This window comes from Paenibacillus sp. Y301 (assembly GCF_059445505.1).
This window is the reverse complement of the sequence record NZ_JCAIUL010000007.1, coordinates 74,584-94,553: the sequence shown is the minus strand read 5'-3', so window position 1 is coordinate 94,553 and position 19,970 is coordinate 74,584. Positions and strand designations below refer to the sequence as shown.

15 protein-coding genes are annotated in these 19,970 nt (G+C 38.9%); all 15 read left to right on the top strand.

The window, feature by feature from the left end; translation table 11 throughout:
- Nucleotides 1-137: 137 nt before the first annotated feature.
- The 15 genes from AC1D69_RS13740 to AC1D69_RS13670 all read left to right on the top strand — a co-directional run bounded on the left by AC1D69_RS13740 (nt 138) and on the right by AC1D69_RS13670 (nt 19,889).
- Complete coding sequence (locus tag AC1D69_RS13740; RefSeq protein ID WP_495456894.1) at nt 138-1,136, top strand: rod shape-determining protein; 999 nt, start codon at nt 138-140, stop codon at nt 1,134-1,136.
- A gap of 109 nt (nt 1,137-1,245) precedes the next feature.
- Nucleotides 1,246-2,130 (top strand): flagellar hook-basal body protein, encoded by an 885-nt coding sequence (locus tag AC1D69_RS13735; RefSeq protein WP_495456726.1) that lies wholly within the window; start codon nt 1,246-1,248, stop codon nt 2,128-2,130.
- A 45-nt stretch (nt 2,131-2,175) separates the two neighbouring features.
- Complete coding sequence (locus AC1D69_RS13730; protein WP_495456725.1) at nt 2,176-2,997, top strand: flagellar hook-basal body protein; 822 nt, start codon at nt 2,176-2,178, stop codon at nt 2,995-2,997.
- A 12-nt stretch (nt 2,998-3,009) separates the two neighbouring features.
- Nucleotides 3,010-3,216 carry a DNA-directed RNA polymerase subunit beta gene (locus AC1D69_RS13725; protein ID WP_495456724.1) on the top strand — a complete coding sequence of 69 codons (207 nt, stop codon included), beginning with the start codon at nt 3,010-3,012 and terminating at the stop codon, nt 3,214-3,216.
- Nucleotides 3,217-3,457: 241 nt separating this feature from the next.
- Nucleotides 3,458-3,889, top strand: a complete 432-nt coding sequence (gene fabZ / locus AC1D69_RS13720; RefSeq protein WP_495456723.1) for a 3-hydroxyacyl-ACP dehydratase FabZ — start codon at nt 3,458-3,460, stop codon at nt 3,887-3,889.
- A gap of 124 nt (nt 3,890-4,013) precedes the next feature.
- Nucleotides 4,014-5,732 carry a phospho-sugar mutase gene (locus tag AC1D69_RS13715; protein ID WP_495456722.1) on the top strand — a complete coding sequence of 573 codons (1,719 nt, stop codon included), beginning with the start codon at nt 4,014-4,016 and terminating at the stop codon, nt 5,730-5,732.
- A gap of 107 nt (nt 5,733-5,839) precedes the next feature.
- Entirely contained in the window at nt 5,840-7,855 is a 2,016-nt protein-coding gene (locus AC1D69_RS13710; protein WP_495456721.1) for a DUF5693 family protein, read from the top strand.
- Entirely contained in the window at nt 7,831-8,976 is a 1,146-nt protein-coding gene (csaB, locus tag AC1D69_RS13705) for a polysaccharide pyruvyl transferase CsaB (protein ID WP_495456720.1), read from the top strand. The genes AC1D69_RS13710 and csaB overlap by 25 nt, the downstream gene beginning before the upstream one ends.
- Nucleotides 8,969-9,733, top strand: a complete 765-nt coding sequence (locus AC1D69_RS13700) for a WecB/TagA/CpsF family glycosyltransferase (RefSeq protein ID WP_495456719.1) — start codon at nt 8,969-8,971, stop codon at nt 9,731-9,733. Before csaB ends, AC1D69_RS13700 begins: the two co-directional genes overlap by 8 nt.
- 113 nt (nt 9,734-9,846) lie before the next feature.
- Nucleotides 9,847-10,971: an MraY family glycosyltransferase gene (locus AC1D69_RS13695; RefSeq protein ID WP_495456718.1), complete on the top strand. Its 1,125-nt coding sequence runs from the start codon at nt 9,847-9,849 to the stop codon at nt 10,969-10,971.
- Nucleotides 10,972-11,180: 209 nt separating this feature from the next.
- Nucleotides 11,181-15,149 (top strand): S-layer homology domain-containing protein, encoded by a 3,969-nt coding sequence (locus tag AC1D69_RS13690; protein ID WP_495456717.1) that lies wholly within the window; start codon nt 11,181-11,183, stop codon nt 15,147-15,149.
- Nucleotides 15,150-15,282: 133 nt separating this feature from the next.
- Nucleotides 15,283-15,624, top strand: coding sequence for a hypothetical protein (locus AC1D69_RS13685; RefSeq protein ID WP_495456716.1), 342 nt, complete (start codon nt 15,283-15,285; stop codon nt 15,622-15,624).
- Between the two features lie 401 nt (nt 15,625-16,025).
- Nucleotides 16,026-18,869: an Ig-like domain-containing domain gene (locus AC1D69_RS13680; protein ID WP_495456715.1), complete on the top strand. Its 2,844-nt coding sequence runs from the start codon at nt 16,026-16,028 to the stop codon at nt 18,867-18,869.
- 92 nt (nt 18,870-18,961) lie between these two features.
- The gene (locus tag AC1D69_RS13675; RefSeq protein WP_495456714.1) at nt 18,962-19,507 is read left to right on the top strand and encodes a hypothetical protein; all 546 of its coding nucleotides are present in this window, start codon (nt 18,962-18,964) and stop codon (nt 19,505-19,507) included.
- A 106-nt stretch (nt 19,508-19,613) separates the two neighbouring features.
- A complete protein-coding gene (locus AC1D69_RS13670; protein ID WP_495456713.1) occupies nt 19,614-19,889 on the top strand; it encodes an alpha/beta-type small acid-soluble spore protein in 276 nt (91 codons plus the stop codon).
- Nucleotides 19,890-19,970: the final 81 nt, after the last annotated feature.

The window sequence follows — 19,970 nt, the reverse complement described above, 5'->3', positions numbered from 1 at the left end:
AAAAGATGGTATAGGGTCGAATCGTGTAATCTAAAATATTCGAAAATGAATTTTTTGTAAATTCCTGTCGAACGTATAGATTGGATACTAAGGACGCTATGAATTACCATAAAATAACACTTTGGGGGCTCTTCATGATGTTAAGCAAGGATATTGGAATAGATCTCGGCACGGCGAATGTGCTCATTTACGTCAAAGGAAGGGGTGTGGTTTTAAATGAACCTTCAGTTGTGACGATTGAAAGGGATACCAAAAAAGTTCTTGCTATCGGAGATGATGCACGTCGGATGATTGGGCGTACTCCGGGCAATATCGTAGCGATTCGTCCGTTGCGCGACGGAGTCATTGCTGATTTTGAAGTAACTGAAATGATGCTTAAGTACTTTATCGATAGCGTAGGGGGACGTACCTGGTACAGTCGCCCTCGTATACTCATTTGTGCACCAACGAATATTACCTCTGTGGAACAAAAGTCTATTCGTGAAGCAGCTGAGCGTAGTGGTGCTAAAGAAGTATACTTAGAAGAAGAACCTAAGGCAGCGGCTATTGGTGCAGGTATGAATATATATGAGCCGAGTGGGAACATGGTTGTTGACATTGGTGGTGGGACGACTGATGTTGCTGTACTTTCTATGGGCGATGTCGTTACCGCTTCTTCGCTTAAAATAGCAGGGGACAAGTTCGATGAGGCTATAACCAAGTACATAAAGAGTAAGTATAAATTACTTATAGGTGAACGTACTGCTGAAGACATTAAGGTTAACATTGGAACTGTGCACCCAGGTGGAAGTCAAGCTGAGATGGACATTCGCGGAAGAGATATGGTATCAGGGTTACCTTTAACCATTACTATTACTTCTGGAGAAGTACAAGAGGCGTTGTGGGATCCGATCTCTTCCATCGTATTAGCAGCCAAATCTGTCTTAGAACGTACGCCACCCGAGTTGTCAGCAGATATTATTGATCGCGGTGTTATCCTCACAGGCGGAGGAGCATTATTGAATGGGTTAGATGAACTATTGTCAAGTGAGTTACGTGTCCCTGTACTTGTAGCAGAGGACCCTATGCACTGTGTTGTTAAAGGAACTGGAATAATGTTAGACAATTTAGATAAAGTGATAAAGAAAAAGTATTAATTAGCCGATATATATTCTTAGGATGTGTAATACGGATGGGTTATTGAGGGGATGTTTATTCACAGTTATTAATACAGCTAGAATTAGGATTAGAAAGGGGAAGTAGATTATGTTAAGAGGACTTTATACAGCGGCAGCAGGCTTAATCTCGCAACAGCGTCGTCATGATACGGTGACGCAGAATATTGCGAATATCAACACGTTTGGTTACAAACAAGTTGATAGTGTAGCACGTTCATTTCCAGAAGTGCTCGTATCTATTACGGGTGGAGATTCAAACAATTTGGAACGTAAGTTAGGAAAACTTAATACAGGTGTGTTCATGGAGGAAAGTATCTCCATGTTTACGCCGGGTGTTGTGACTGAGAGTAATAATACAACGGATTTTGCACTTTCGTCAGATATTATTGTGTATGATCCGGATACGAATCAACCTATTCCTTTTGACTCAAATGGTAAATATATAGATGAGGAAGGAAATACGACCTATCAACCACAGACCTTTTTTACAGTACAGGACATTAATGGGCAGACTAGATACACACGTGACGGGAATTTCAGGGTGACCTCTGATGGGCAACTGATTACTTCTACAGGGTTTCAGGTATTAGATGTAAATAATAACCCAATCACAATCAAGGGGTCTATTGAAGATCTTAAGGTGGATGGAAAAGGACGCATCATTGATACAGCTACAGGACTACCTACAGGTACTTCCATTGCGGTAAGTGTTGTAAATCAACCTTATGAAATGGTTCGAGAAGGAAATGGTGTGTTTCGCATAGATAATATGGATGCTGCAGATGTCCGTTTGAGCATCGCTGGTGACAATTTAGAAGTGAGACAGGGATACATCGAGAGATCTAATGTGAACTCGACGCAATCTATGGTCGATTTGAACTTAGCTGCACGTGCTTATGAATCCAACCAAAAGGTTATCCAGTATTATGATAGAAGCTTGGATAAAGCAGTTAACGAAATTGGTAGAGTGTAATAGAATAGGATTAAATGATGTTATTTGAGGAGGTTAGACTAGATCATGAACAACTCATTAATTAGTGCTGCCGTGTCTATGAATAGTATGCAATCTAGATTGGATCTAATAGCTGATAATATAGCGAATATGGATACAATAGGATATAAACGTAAAGAAAACTCTTTTGAAGATGTGTTGACTCGCGTTCAAAGCCATTTGGAAGACTTTCGCAGTACAGGACGAGCTACACCACTAGGACATAATATTGGATTTGGTGTAAAATTGGCTTCAGTAACATCTAACATGATAGAAGGAGCTATTCAAGATACGGGCATTCCGACGGATCTCGCAATTCAGGGTAATGGATTGTTCGCTATACAGAGTGATGGAAACATTGCTTATACACGCGAAGGATCATTTCATTTCAATCCAGTTATGAACGATCCGAACTCTATGGTGCTGTTAAATAGCCAAGGCGATTATGTACTTAATCGGGCGAATCAGCCAATTATAGTTCCGACCAATTCAAAAGTAGCGATAGATGATGACGGAAACGTATGGTCAACAGCAAACGGAACTTCAACAAGAGTATCAGTGGGTCAGATTCAATTTGTTGAGTTGCAAAGACCTGAAGGGCTAGTTCAGATGGATGGGAATAAGTTTGTAGTGGCAAATGGAGTAACGAATAATGAAGTTTTTGGAGATACCAATACAGTTAAGCCAGATAATGTATCGATACTTTCAGGTAAATTAGAGAAATCTAATGTGGACTTAGCATCAGAAATGACTAATATGATTCAAATACAACGGGCATACCAAATGATAGCTCGTTCATTAACCTCCAGTGACAACATGATGGGCCTTGCTAACAATTTGCGAGGATAAGGAGGGGTAATCATGGGTGATGATCGTAAGCCAGCACAGAATCGTAAGAAAACACCAAGATGGCGAATTGTATTGAGATTCATGATTCCACTGTTTTTGCTAATAGCCTTAATAGTAGGTGTAGTAGTAGGGTATGTGATCTTTGGTAAGCGTAGCTTGGGTGAAGTATTCCAATGGGATACGTGGAAGCATGTCTTTGACCTTGTTTTTGCACCTTAACGAAGGTTAGATATTCGAGTAAGTTGATCTAAAGGAAGAAAACTCCGTTCATTTGGGAGTTTTCTTTTTAGGTTGGATAACTGTATAATGATGGGGGATAAAGGACAAAAGGACCATCATCCATTAGACATAATGCCTAAGGAGAAAGTCCCTTATCTGAACCTCCATATTCTGCAGAAGATGAAGGATATTACATAGTATTGCCGTAACTTATAAAGGTTATTCGAAGGGAGTTTTATTTGTGTTAGATGTGAATCAAATTCAGGAGATCATTCCGCATAGACCCCCGTTTTTACTTGTTGATCGTATTATTGAACTTGAGGATGGTAAACGGGCAGTTGGGATTAAGAATGTAACTATCAATGAGCCCTTTTTTACGGGACATTTCCCGGGTTACCCTGTGATGCCGGGAGTTCTTATTACGGAGGCATTGGCCCAAGTAGGAGCTGTTGCTATTCTAAATGTGGAGAGCAATAAGGGCAAGATTGGATTTTTAGCAAGCTTAGATAATTTTCGCTTTCGAGGACAGGTAGTACCGGGTGATACATTACGATTAGAAGTTGAGATTATTCGTCTTAAAGGCAACTTCGGTAAAGGGAAGGCTGTCGCGAAGGTAGAAGACAAAGTTGTAGCAGAAGGTGAAATTATGTTTGCATTATCGGATCCTACCTGATCATATTTCCTTGTGTCATCCTACTAGAAAACCAGTCTACTAGATAGATTGAACTAAAGACTTACTCTCAATATAAGTGTAGACTTTAGACTAATCTATATATAAAAGTGAAGGGGGACTTTACATGTCTCAATTAAGTCAACAATCCATTAATAACATCGAGCAGTGGCTCAAGGATTCTAATATCGATGAGGACACGAAACAGGAACTTCGAAATTTAGAGCAAGAACCACAAGAGTTAGAGGATCGTTTCTATAAAGATCTAGAGTTCGGTACAGGAGGACTAAGAGGCGTTATAGGTGCCGGTAGCAATCGTATGAATCGGTACACGATTGGTAAGGCTACACAAGGATTTGCACAATATATTTTAGGATCATTTGGGCAAACTGAAGGTAAGCCTTCTGTTGTTATAGCATATGATTCTCGTCACTTTTCTCCAGAGTTTGCTTTGGAGTCTGCACTTGTACTTGCTGGGAATGGAATTGTAGCTAAATTATTTCCATCGCTTCGTACCACTCCGCAGTTATCATTCAGTGTACGTGACTTGGGTGCAACCGGTGGAATCGTGATTACAGCGAGTCATAACCCTCCAGAATACAATGGATATAAAGTATATAATAATCAAGGTGGACAGCTGATTCCTCATGAAGCAGAACAAGTTATTCAACATATTAAAGAGGTTGAATCTTTCTCCGCTGTGAAGAGGCTTAAGCAAGCTGAAGCTGAGGAACAAGGACTGTTAGTATGGCTCGGTGAAGCAGATGATGATGCATTTGTACGTACGATTGCTGAGCATAGCGTGAACGCTGATCTTATCCGTTCCTCTTTAGGAAAGGACTTCCGCATCGTGTACACACCGTTACATGGTACAGGTAATATTCCTGTGCGTAAGACTCTTGAAGCCATTGGATTCACTAATGTTCATGTTGTTCCAGAACAAGAACAGCCAGATGCAGAATTTTCAACAGTTAAATCACCTAACCCTGAAGAACGTGAAGCTTTCACACTAGCTATGAAGCTGGGAGAAGAGCTAAATGCAGATATCTTAATTGGTACAGATCCCGATTGTGATCGTATGGGCGCTGTAGTCAAAGATAAAGATGGTAAGTATATCGTACTCTCAGGAAATCAATCTGGGGCTATTATGATTCATTATCTATTAAGTCAGTTGAAGGCAGCAGGTACACTTCCGGAGAATGGTGTCGTGGTGAAGACTATCGTAACGAGTGAGATGGGCGCAGCAATTGCCCGACATTATGGAGCAGAAGTGATTAATACGCTGACTGGATTTAAATATATCGGTGAGAAAATGACTCAGTTTGAAAAATCCGGACAATATACGTATTTGTTTGGGTATGAAGAAAGCTATGGTTACTTAGCGGGCAATTACGCTAGGGACAAGGATGCTGTGCTTGCTTCTATGTTGATTGCTGAAGCAGGAGCTTTCTATAAAGGCCAAGGTAAGACATTGTATGATGTACTAGAAGAGCTATATGAGCAGTTCGGATATTTCCAAGAGAGATTGGAATCCCGTACACTGAAGGGTAAGGACGGAATTGCGCAAATTCAATCCAAAATGACAGCTTGGCGTACGCAAACACCTCTTGAAGTTGCTGGTGTTCAAGTGAATGAAGTATTGGACTATTCCAAAGGTCTAGATGGTCTTCCACAAGAAAATGTATTGAAGTTTATGTTGGAAGATGGCTCATGGTTCTGTCTCCGCCCATCAGGTACTGAACCGAAGATTAAAGTTTATTTTGCAGTACGTGGTGATTCTATAGGGAACGCAGAGGAACGGATCGCGAAGCTGGTTCAAGAAGTTATGTCTCGCGTTGATGCTTAATAAGAAGTTTGTAAAGATAGTATAGATAGTATGGATAGATTCAGGAACATGGACATTCTAATGAGAGTAGGACATGTTCCTGAATGAGATATGAGGAGGACTTGTCAGTGCAGTATAATTGGAAAAAGTGGAGTGTTTCCTCTCGGAAATGGTTATGGATCCTAGTTATAGTAGGAATAGTAGCTGCTATGCCTGTGATGTATGATCGCTATAAGACGGAGACATCTGCAAATCAAGTAGAGCTTGTATTCGATTACCGTGATTTAGTGGATATGGCGGCTTATGAAGCTTATCCTGAGAACTTTATCAGTGAACAATTGGATAGGTTAAAAGATGCTGGCGTAAACAGCATGGCCATGTTCGAAAGTAGATTAGATGAATTCCAGAAATCACGACGGTTAACGCTTTACAATAGTAAAGATATCGCGAACAAAACAGATCAAGTAAATCCTGTGAACGAGAATTTTACGTACATAGCGTTTAATAATGATGAGAGTGCAAGTCAGATAGCTCCTGTGATTAAGGAGACATTCAATAGGTTGGAAATCACAGTTAAGCCATGGTCATATAATAACCATACTGGGCTTATTATTGAGACTCCTCTTGAGAATGCTATACTGAAGCCGATGCGGTCTGATCCAATAACGTTCAACATGTTGCGTGATAAAGGATTTAATATTGTACCTCGATTAGGAGACAGTCTTGATTACAATCAAGATTATATGGAAAATTTATTATCTGATTTTGAGGCTGCAGGGGTAACACGCATTCTCTTTGAAGGGGAAAGCGTAAAAGGATACAACAATCAAGCAGACATGAAGAGTTTGGATTCCTTTGCTGCTTTGCTAAAAGAGCATGGAATTGGTATTGTGGCTATTGAGAATTTAAAGAAACCTCAATTAGGTTTCAACAAATTAGCTTATGATATTGACTATAATGTTGTACGCTTATATTCATTAAGTGAAGGTGACGCTAATCTAGATGTACAGACGATTGCTGATCGTCTCGCTCTAGCAAGTAAAGATCGTAATATCCGAATGTTCTATTTAAATGCAGCTCCAAGTCGTAATTCTTCAAAAGCCATGATTACGAATCCTATGGATAACTTAATCCATAGTCTTACAGAGCCAGGGAATGCCATTGAAAAAATGGAGAGTAACGGCTTTACGATGGGTCAAGCTAAGGCATTTGATGTGACAGATTCTTCATATCAACGCATATTGAAGTTGGTAGTTGTCCTGGGTGGTGTTGCTTTCATATCGCTACTCATATCTTATTTCATTCCGATGCTAACCATCCCAGCTTTCCTATTGGGAATGATCGGGAGTGCGGGGTTATTCATTCTAAAACCCACATTGTTCGAGCAGGGACTCGCCTTATTGGTTGCAATAAGTGCACCGACAATAGCGATGGTGCTAGCTGTACGTAAGATTAACGAACTGAATGTTAACATAAAGGAAATGAAGATTAGTCGCCGGTTGACTCACGCACTTGTCTTGTTTGTAAAGACTTCGATCATTTCTTTAAGTGCCATTCCTTTCGTTGTTGCTCTGCTAAACAATGTTACGTATGAATTAGTTCTTAGCCAATTCCGAGGAGTAAGCCTATTACACTTTGGACCAATTGCCCTCACTGGGTTGTATGTAATTATGTATCGTGGTGGGAATTTACGTCAGCAGATGAGTAGAATCCTCCGTAGTAGAATTACTATTATGGGTGTTATCGTTGCCGGATTGATTGCAATAGTAGGCTACTATTACTTAAGTCGTACGGGTAACGCTGGTTCCGTAACATCGCTTGAGATGTCATTCCGCTCGTTTATGGAGAATACATTTGGTGTTCGACCACGTAGTAAAGAATTCCTTATGGGACATCCATTGTTCTTACTAGGAGCTTTTATGGCGATTAAGTATCGTAATGCTATCTACATTTTGGTTATTGCTACCATCGGACAATTGTCTATGGTTGATACATTTGCGCATATCCATACACCGCAGATAATTTCTCTAGTCCGAAACCTATTGGGATTAGGATTAGGACTTATCATTGGACTTGTCGCGATAGCCGTATGGCAAATTGCAGAAGGGTGTTGGAAACGATGGTCACCGCTTCTCAAACGATAGTTATATCAGGATTCTATGGGTATAAGAATAGCGGAGATGAAGCTGTTCTTCAGTCCATTCTGATGGCTTTAGAAGAACAGGCTAAGGAATTAGGAATAGTGCTACAACCTGTTGTACTTTCAATCGATCCTGAATGGACTAAGTTAACTTACGGAGTTCAAGCGGTACATCGTATGAAGCTTGGGGAAGTAAGACAAGCTATTAAAGACAGCTGTGGTCTAATTAGTGGTGGAGGAAGTTTACTTCAGGATGTTACAGGTCCGAAGACAATTCCTTATTACTTAGGGATTATCAAGCTGGCTCAATGGATGAAGAAGCCTACATTTATTTATTCTCAGGGTGTAGGTCCTGTAAATCGTGGGTTATTTCATCCGATGATTAAATCTGTTTTTAAGAAATGTGCTTATATATCTGTTCGTGACCAAGAATCAGCTGAGTTGCTTCGGAGTATGGGTTTACAGGGGAAAGTGATAGATGTTGTTCCTGATCCAGTGATGGGGCTCCGGCCTAGGGAACAAAGTACAGTATTAAATGATGAAATGCCGTATGAAGGAAATCTACCCATCATTGGTATCTCTGTCCGGTATTGGGAGAAGGATTATAAGGAACTTCAGAAGATTGTTGAAGGATTACAAATAGTGATGAAGAAGCAACCTATTCATGTGAGATTCTTACCGTTTCATCTTCCAATTGACGTTGAAGCTTCTCATTATATGATGGAACTACTGGGAGATGTCTCTTCTATAGGAAGCCAGATGAGCATATGCTCGGATATGGTTTATCCACAGGACATGTTATGGGAGATTAGTCAGTGCCAACTTGTCATTGGAATGAGATTACACAGCTTAATCTATGCTGCCAATTCTAGGGTTCCAATGATAGGTATCTCTTATGATCCTAAGATCAATCATTTCTTACAAAGACTAGATCAACAACCTGTCGGAGATACCTCCTCATTAAGTCCGGATGCTCTATCATCAGAAATTGAACATTTGCTGCTGCACGAAGAGGAATGGCGGAATGTTCACGCAACACAAATAGATCGTTTAAAGCAGGAATCTCAAGTGCCTGCCAAACGTATTGTTGAATATATACTTTCAAAGGTGATTACAAATGAATGAGAAATGGTTACCCAAAGTACCGACAGTCCCTATTTTTGGAATTGAGGTTTGCAAGTGGGGGATGTCTGATACCGTTCAGTACTTAACAGAAGCAATTACCATGCGTAAGCCACATCAGGTTATTACAGCAAATCCAATCATGGTTATGGCTGCATTGAATGATCCAACGTATCGAACTGTAATGGAACATGCGGAGTTAATTGTTCCCGATGGAACGGGGGTTGTATGGGCGGCTAATGTGGGTGGTAATCCTGTACAGGAACGGGTTGCCGGTTTCGATCTACTACATGAACTCATGAGAACGGGAGAAAGTCATCACTGGAGAGTTTATTTACTTGGTTCTACAACAGAAGTGATTCAAGAGACCGCTTTAAGGTTACAAATGAAATACCCGGGTGTAGATATCGTAGGTTATCACGATGGGTATTTTGGTCCGGCAGATGATGCGAAGATAATCGAGCAAATTAAGGGTACAAATCCAGATATTCTGTTTGTTGCTCGTTCTTCCGATACGCAAGAACCTTGGATTCATGAATATAAAGAACAATTGGGTGTACCATTAATGATGGGTGTTGGAGGCAGTTTTGACGTCATTTCGGGTAAAACAAAGCGGGCTCCAGTTCTTTTTCAAAAGTTACGATCGGAATGGTTGTATCGGTTATTGAGTGAACCGACGAGATATCGTAGAATGCTTGCGTTGCCGCAATTTGCAGTGAAAGTCCTCCGCAATAAAGAAAACATAACAAAACCCAACTAAATGAGCGATTATGGGCCAATTTAGCGGTAAATTGCTGAAATTTAGAGTTGGTGTTTATTTTTCGAACGGAGTATAATTCATTCCGTTAGAGAAAATGGAGGTTGAAGACTTAAATGTTAATGATAGCTATCATCGGATTTGTCCTGTCTTTAGGACTGGCACTCCTACTTACGCCTCAAGTGAAGAAATTTGCTTTTAAAATAGGCGCCATAGATGTACCGGATGCACGTAAAGTGCATACGAAGGTGATGCCTCGTCTGGGTGGGCTTGGAATTTATTTGGCCTTTATGCTGGCTCTTCTATTAACACTTCCATTCGTAGCGAATGATTTGTCGCTCCGGGATACTAATTTCATTAAGGCGTTTGTAATTGGTGGAACAATGATTGTGCTGATTGGTGCACTTGACGATCGCTTTCAGTTATCCGCTAAATTGAAGTTTGTATGCCAGATTATAGCGGCATGTGTTGTGGTGTTTGGGTTTGATATATCCGTGAATTTTGTAAATATACCTTTTAATGATAACTACTCCGTATTGGAGAGTTGGATTTCGATACCTCTTACGATACTTTGGATCGTTGGAGTGACGAACGCTATAAATTTGATTGATGGATTGGATGGACTTGCTGCAGGAGTCTCCGGTATTGCCATCGGGACGATCCTTGTGATGTCTCTGCTTATGGGCAATATGATGATTGCACTTTTATGTATCATTTTACTTGGAGCTATTATTGGATTCCTATTCTTTAACTTTCATCCAGCTAAGATCTTTATGGGTGATTCCGGGTCATTGTTTCTTGGCTTCTGTTTAGCCATGTTATCCTTATTAGGATTCAAACAAGTTGCCATAGTGTCCCTTATAACACCTTTAATTATTATTGCGGTTCCTTTGTCGGACACGTTCTTTGCAATTATTCGTCGATGGGTTCAGAAGAAACCTATCTTCGCACCAGATAAAGGTCATTTACATCATTGCTTAGGCGAACTTGGTTTCAGCCACCGCCAAAGCGTATTGATAATTTATGGCATTGCTACTTTCTTCGGAGTACTAGCGGTTATTCAATCGTCTGCAGCGTTGTACGATGCAAACTGGGTTACCTTTGTCGTGATCTGTGTAATGATGTTCTTCCTACAGATCGGAGCCGAAGTCATTGGACTTATCGGTAAGACTAAGAGGCCATTATTGAATCTCATTGCAAGACTGCGTATGAAAGAGAGTGCAGAGACGAGATCGAAATAAGGACTATATGATAATGGTTATTAAGTTCGTTAGATAATTTTCGGAATATAACCTATATATTATTTTAATTTACATCCTTGCCAATTTATGGTAAGGATGTTTTTGTATGTATTTTTCTAAAATTTTGTAAGATTCCTGCCGATATAGTAGATAACGATGTTTCATCGATCTCGATAGGTGAGGCTTACAAAAAGAGGAGGAACATAATTTTGAAAAGGTTATTATCATTAGTGTTAACGTTAGCTATGTTTGTTGGTATATTACCGGCGACATTATCGCCGACAGTTGATGCGGCAGCGGGAAGGTTCTTTTCATTCCCCAATGAACAATATACACAAACTGATGCAAGAGTAGTTAATACAGAACAGGTCACACTTGATGGTGCAATAAATAATGTGATTGGAAGTACGATCTCCTATAGTGTATATCAACTTCCGAAGACGGGTACTACACCTATTAACTCACGCGAAGGACAGAAGGGAAGCATCAAATTGAATGGAACGAATATTAGCATTCTTAACATTCAATTATTTCCTGGTCTGAATAAAATCACATTCAAAGGAAAGCAAGGCACAACTCAGGTAGAGGATTCGATCTACTTGGAATATAGAAATGGTCCTATGCTCATTGATTTGGCGGCTATATTTAGTAGTATGACTATTCCGTTGAAAGAAGATGGTACTACAATAGTACCGTCTGAATTAAAGGGATCCTCTTTTGGCAAAGCAAATGTAGACATCGCCATCTCTGGAAAGGCACCTAACGCAGATAAAGTAACTATTGAGGTGAATGGTAAGAGTTGGACATACAACGTATCTTCAAAAAATGCTTTCAAATTTAATGCTACTTCAGTAAATATTCATCAAGGGAACAATATCGTTACATTTCGGATAAGTAATAATAGCCAGTCGATTGAAACCACAAGAGAGATCACCTTTTACAACGGACGGGTTACCTTCTATGATGTTACAGCGACGGACGGTAACCTGGAATCAGGCGACCTTATTAGCAATCCAGACTTCACAGTAACTAGTAATAGCGTTGCCATTAATGGTCAAGCTGTTCTCCCAATTACACAAGGAATTGCACCTGATCCAGCGGATCAGATTTCTTATGTGATTAAAGATGGTACAACAAATACAATCGTAACTAATGGTACTGCTCCCTTCTCGTTAGTTAATCCAGTGGAAACTGATGATCAATATGCGACTATTGCATATTCTCTTCCTGCAACTACATTGAGTTATGATAAGCAATACTTTGTTGAACTAAGTGCATGGAACAGAACTAGTTCTCCTCAGGTTGAAGACAAGTCGGCAAGCATGGGCTTTAGGCTCAGAGATAAGAATACTGCCTTTATCCATGAAGTTAATTATTTATCAGGGTACAACACGAAACTGTCGGATGATAAAATTAAGAGTCTATCAGGCTCACCGATGCAAGGAACGAATATATTGTCTGTTCCTTTCGCAGTAGAAGTTCTGGTAGCGAATAGCTCCACACCTATAGTTGATATTACGAAGATTACTGATGCTGCTGATAAAGTAACATATGCCTCTTCAGAATATAATTGGAGACTACTCTCAGCAAAGGATACTGTTATCAAAAAAGTAAATGGTGAACAAATAACACTGCAACGGGTATTTATTGAATTCACTAAATTACCTGCTAACGGAGAACAGAATATATATTTATCCACAAATGGTGTTGAGAAAAAAGTAAAAGTGAATTTTCTATTTGATCCTTATGTTCAGTTCAATAGTGTCTATAATGACATGAAGATTGAACTAGATACGACTAAAGACTTAGCTATAAGACAGAATACGATTATGACAGCTTTAGATGATCTCAAGGGGCAATTTCTCGATATTGCAAATGATGCTGAGATAGTATATAGCGGGACTTCTCAAAGTGTGTTTTTGTATATTAATAATACGTTAGTTAAATTAGTTCAGAATGGAGCAGCAAAAACATCATTTATGCTTGATCCGTCATCAATACCAGATGTATATGGAACAAATGGCGCACTAGTTATTGGTGATAACGTCATTAAATTAGTGGTTAGAACAGCATCCTCTTCATATGAGAGCAAAATGAAGGTAAGTATCATTCCGACTAATGTACTTGTAATACCAGTTCCCAAATCAGATGGAATTTTTCCATACAGCACATCATATCGCGATGATCCTAAACCGAAAGACCCTAATTTCCAGCTTAAGAACAGTGTATATATGACTAAAGAAACAAAGATGAATGTATTTGGTACATTTGACTTTATCGATTTAGGTATGAATAAATTTGATGTACAATCTGCTATTTCTAGTATGAATGCAGACTTATCAGACTATAAGATACTTATTCAATCGCCGGGTATGAAAGATATCGAATGGAATTTAAGTAATGAGTTTTTTTCATGGGAGAACAAAGATGTCTTTAATACGATTAAAGCCGATGAACCAAGATTAACAGTGTATTACAATTATACAGATCAATATTTCAGCTTTATTCTCAATGATCAAGATATATACGGAGATGGAAGTCCTAAGTTATATACAATCAGTTTATATAACTCAGGATATGATGGACCACGTGCGATTTATCGCATGGAAGTGAATTCATTAGCCATTCCGTATACTGTACTTGAACCACTTCCACAGAAACGTGTAGTAAATAAGAACTTTGTAGAAGTTGTTATCTATTCACAAGATGCTGATAGTATTACCATTAACAAAGTTGCTGCTGAGAAAATTAATTACGATCCAGATTACGACGGCGTGATTGATTATGCACCAGCTTACCGTGTTCTTGTTAAGAATCTAAAGGCTGGTAAGGATAACAAGATAGATATTGTTATCACACGGGGCAGTGACCAGTTCAAAGACTCCATAAATGTGAAATATGTTCCGGCAAGCATTCCTGGGGCACAATATTTGGAGACAATGAAGAATTCGCATAAAGTTTTTGATGGGGCATTGAATTTGACCTTTGCTAAAGGAACAACATTATTAAGAAAAGATTATAGTGTTACAGAACAATATAAAAACCAAGTGTTCTCAGGACATGATATTCTATTTTCTATTGGGAATAACACTGATGGGGTTGTAGATCGTCATGAGTATGACAGAATATCATCCAATTTTGACTTTGTTTTAGCTACAGGTAAACAAAAATTCATTGGAAACTTCCAAGATAGATTTGTGAAGTCAAGTCCTGTATACTGGATTGATCCTGGATTAGCTGATGACATCAGTACACGAGAAAGTTACGATCCAGTGACAAAAGGTAATGATCCATATCAATTTCCTAGTGCACCAATTAAGGCCTTTTATGATAGAGATCCAAGTCGGGAACTAGTTCCTTCCAAGATAGGTAGTTTGACATTGAATTATGATCCTGTGATTGCAACGGATAGTGGTCGATTAATCACTGTGTTCCATTATGATCCAGTATTACAGCAGTGGGAAAATATTGGAGGAGTAGTAGATGCTAACAAGCACACGATTAAAGTTCCATTCAGTCAATTCGGATACTATGTAGTAGCTAAACTAGGTTATTCGTATACTGATACCGTTGAACACCCTTATGGTCGAGACTTTATAGAAACGATATATGCTAAAGGAGTTATGAACGCATCTGATCCCGATGAACAATTCGGAACAGATTTATATGAGACACGTGCTGAGTTCGCTCGCATGATTGTACGTGTTCTAGATTTACCATTGAATTATGAAGGGGTTAATCACTTCACAGATCTTCCAACAGCGTTGTACACGGTTAACGTAGATGGATTATGGGATTTCAGATACATTGAGACAGCTGCTAGAGCAGGAATAGTTCGCGGACAAGAGCCGCGTTTGTTTGGTGCTACAGGTAACATATTACGTCAAGATGCAGCGTTAATGATTGCTAGAGCATTGAACGTTAAACTTGAGACCGATAGAGATAAGGTTGAGAAAGGTCTACAGAAGTATTTCGAGGATTATAAGGATATTGACTACTATGCTCAACCATCGATATTAGCTATTGCCGATAAAGGGTATATTTTAGGAAGTCCTATTGATCCAAATGATCTGAAAAAGGGATATAAATTTAAACCTAAGTCAAATATTCTACGTGCAGATGCGGCAATCATTGTCGCTAAAGTAATGGCCGATTTGAAAAAAATCCCCAAAATTTAGAAGCGTACGGAATGGAATAGAGTAGAAAACTACCTGTTTTCTACCCTTTTCCATGAACTATATTTTGTAATTTGACGTTCTATGAGATACAATGTTTAAGAAATTAATTTTTTCTAGAGGGTGAAGGTTACTTATGAAATCGATCTATTCTAAAGCTCAGATGGATTATATGAAGGCAAAAACAGTATTTGAGAATAGAGCTAGTGTGCTGGAGAAGCAAATTGAAACAACACGCAAGGTTAGAGGGATTTCTCAAGAAGTGATGGAAGGCCTAGTTCAAGAGACAGGATTCCATGCTGCGTTCAACGAACTGTTAACAGCAGAGAATAATCTCATTGAATGGTCGCATGTGACTATAAAGCACGAGAAAACCTATCGTGAGAATAAACAATCGATTGAACAAATGTATGAGAATATTAATGGAAGTCCTGAGATGAGAGCCCAGATCATTCAATTAGCGATGAAGATTAAGTAACAAATTGTAATAACTACATTGTAAATAAACACACAAAGAGACGCCATAAGGCGTCTTTTTGTGTGTTTATTGGTTAGAAGTAGGGTATATGTGTAATTAATCTGTATAAATCAGAATGAAGTGGTAACAAAATTGATTTTTTTTTTATAAAGGTGCAACTTTCTCGAAACTCATGCGTCTAAGATATAGAGTCATTAAGCAATGGGCAATCGCCACAAGAAAATTGTTCTATAAATTAGAAAATTTTTCTTTACTGCAACTTGTACCCATAGTATAATACTTAAAGTAGGCTTGGAAGCTAGTCTATGTTTTCTGATTGTCGCTTACCAGTTTCTGTGATACCCGTCACAGACATCATTTATATTTATTTGCTCAACTCGAGAAAGGGGGTGTATCGGCCAATGAGTAACACGAGCTACCCAATTAAAGAAAATAATAATGTAATGTACGCCCAAGGAGGAGAAAAAAAGGTTATGAAGAAAATTTTATCAGTAGCTTTATCTACAGCAATGGCATTCTCAATGTTTGCTTCTGTAGCATTCGCAGATACTGCAACACTATCCACACAAGACAAGTTTAACGAATTGAAAGTTAAAGGTATCTTCACTGGTTATCCAGATGGTACTGCAGGACTTGAAAATAACATGACTCGCGCTGAATTCGCGAAAGTTATCACTAAAGTAACTGGATTGAAAGAAGTAACAGACAAGGTTTCTTATAAAGATGCTGGTTACAGCAATCCTAAGAACTGGGCAGCACCATACATCGAAGCAGTAACTGCTGCTGGTGTTATGCAAGGTCAAGACTTGACTAAACAATTGTTCAACCAAAAAGCTAGTGTTACTATTCAAGAATTAGCAGAAGTTCTAGTTAAGGCGATGAATCTTGAAATTCCTACAACTACAGACAACACTGCTACTGTATGGGCTAAAGGTTCCGTTCAAGCAGCAATCAACGCTGGATTGCTTAGCAAGGATCTTAACTTCCAAGCAAACGCAACTCGTTCATTGTTAGTAGAAGCAGCATTTGCAGCTGAAGCAGCATTGAATACTCCTGCAGTAACTGATGCAACTAAAGTTGACACAGTATCTGCAAGCAACCTTCGTGAAGTAACAGTTAAATATGACGGTCAAGTTGATGTAGTAACAGCTACTGATGCAGGTAACTACAGTATCACTGGTGAAGGTAATCCAACTGTAACTGAAGTTGCATTGTCTGATGACAAAAAAGTAGCAACATTGACAGTTGAAAAAGCAACTTATTCAAATGAAGGTCTAGTTAACCAAAAAGAATACAAATTGTCTGTTGCTAACGTTCGTGCAGCTAGCAAAGTAATCACTGCTACTGATGTGAAGTTCACACCAGTTGATGCAGCGCTTCCTGTAGCTACAAGTGCACAAGCATTAGGTAACAAAACAATCAAAATCACTTTCAGCGAACCAGTTAAAGCTGCTAATTCTAACAACTTCAAAGTTGACGGTAAAACAACTACTGGAACAACTGAAATCACAGGTAATGTTGTGATCTTGAAATTGTACAACACTTTGGAAAATGCTGAACACACTGTAACAGTAGCTGGCGTTCAAGATTTCTCTACATTGAAGAACTTGTCAACTGACTTGAAATTCACAGTAGTAGAAGACAAAACTGCTCCTACAATTGCAAGTGTTGAAAAAGCAACTTTTGAAGAAATTACTTTGAAATTCAGTGAGCCAGTTGATAAAGCTACTGTATTGGCATCCAATGTTCATTGGTTGCGTGGTGGTAATAAAGTGGTAGCTAGCGAAGTGAAAGCTTTGTCTGATGACACATACAGATTCACTTTCTCAGAAGCTAACCGTTTGGTATATGCAACTGATTTGTATGTAACTGGAGTTAAAGATTACACTGGTAACGTAATCGCTGCTGACACTAAAATCGCAGTTAATCCAGTAGTTGACCAGACTCGTCCAGAAGTTGTGAATGCTACACTTTCTGACGATCTTAAGAATATCGTTGTTAAATATTCTAAAAATGTTGTAGCTTCTACTGCAACTGCTGCAGCTAACTATGTAATCAAAGATGCTGATGGTAAAGTAGTGTATTCTTTGAAAACTGTTACTGTGAAAGATGCTAAAACTGTAAACGTAAATCTATACAAAGCACTTGATGAAGGTAAAAGTTATACTTTGGAAATTAATGGAGTTACAGACACAACAACATTGAGAAATGTTCTTGTTCCTTACTCTAAAGTTCTTGAAGTCGGAGATGCTAGTGCTCCTACAGTTGAATCAGTAACTTACATTGCTAGCAGTAATGGCATCGTTGTTAACTTCAGCGAAGCTATGACAACTAGTGGTGAATATTCAATCGTTGAAGAAAGCAGATATACTTACAAAGATAAATCTGGTGCTTGGAAAGCTCTTCCTTCTGGTGCTGATCTGACTGTTTCTGCTGATGGTAAAGCGGCAATTATCGTATTCCCATCTGATATGGTTGTAGGTACTGATGTTACAGGTATCAGAGTGTCAGCTGTGAAGGATCTTGCTGGTAACTTCATTAAAAATATGCTACAAGAATCTATTACTCTAGCTCCAGCTGACGCTATTGTATCTGATGCTGTTGCTAACGCAACTGCTAATGACAAGATTGAAGTTATGTTCAATCAACCGCTACAATCCGGTTCTGCTACACCATCTCAATTTGTAGTTAAAGCTGGAAGTGAAGAACTTCTTGTTTCTACTGCAACTGTTGATGGCAAGAAAGTCGTATTGACTTTGGCAGACAGCAACAAACTTGATTCCACTGGTACTTACAAAGGTACTGCTGTTACTGTAACAGTTAAAGCTAAGGGTTACCTTGCAACTGCAGCTGGTAAACAAGTTGATACTGAAAAAACTTCAACAGTAGTAGATAAGATCGCTCCAGCAATTAAAGAAATTAGTAAAGAAACAGTAACTGGTGCTACTTACGCTACTGTAAATATCACATTTACAGAAGATATTGCGTTTGATGCAGCTGCTCAAACTGATATCCAAGTAGTAGTTGATGGCACAGCATTGGTATATGGTACTGACTATACTTTAGCAGTATCAGGCACTGATAAGAAACTCGTAACATTGAGTCTTTCTGCAGCTGCTCAAACTAAATATGCAGGTAATGTTCTACAAGTTCGTGTTAATCCTTACGCAAGCTCCATCAAAGATGATGTTGCTGGTAACGTAGTATCTGGAAATGACACTTTCTTCGAAGCTTACATTAATTAATTGTAAGATGAAGAAGTACTAAAAAGTCCGCCCTTAGGGCGGGCTTTTTTTTAATTTAAAGTCACTAACCCAAAATTTGTAGGAGGGAAATAATGAAACGTATTTTGAAAATATCATTGTCTTTGGCATTACTAGGATGTGGATTATGGGTTGGTTCCCTATTAAATAACACAGCCAGTGGTGCAGGAGCCACAACTCAACCTGGTACCTCTGAAGACCCTGTTGTTACTAAAAGTTACGTAGATCAACAAATACAAAAAGCTTTGGGTGTAGGTACAATAACTCCTATTCCAACTAATCCAACGCCATCTAATCCAGTACCATCGATTCCAACGGATAATGGTAATACGAATACAAGTACAAATAATGCGATTGTTATCGTAGATGTAATGCCAGGTCAAAAGCTAATAGCGGACGCAGGAGCTGAATTCATCGTTAGAACCGGTAAGGCGGTAATGTATACATTGGATACAAGTGGTGCAGCCGATTTAACGGAAGGTAAAGATGTAACAAATGGACAAGCCATTACTACAAATCATTTATTATCATTTCCCAGAGATGGACGAGGAATTAGGGTTCAAGATGGTAACAAGTACAACTTAATTGTTATGGTTCGTGGTGGATATTCAATACAATAAGATCTACCCTCATTATTGCCAAAAGTAACAATCTTTTATACGTGTAATTCGAATCCTAATGCAAATAATACTCTTGTAAGATATCATGCAGGAGGTGCTCATTATAATGGCTAGAAATAACCGGAGAGTTGTACCAGAAAGTCGACAGATGATTGATCAAATGAAATATGAAATTGCTGCGGAATTTGGACTTCAAGTAGGTAACTACAGAACTACGAATGGGCTGGATACTGAATTTGCTTCTGATCTAGGACAAGTAGATGGTTATTCAAAGCATGGACGTACTAGTTGGGGACATCTAACTTCTAGAGAAAATGGGTCCGTGGGTGGCGAAATCACCAAAAGATTAATTCGTCAGGCTGAGCAAAGCTTTCTATTATAAACTTTATATATATATTATGAATCACTGCATTATGTACGCTATTTATGATATAGGAATAGATTCAGATTGATTGACACCGAT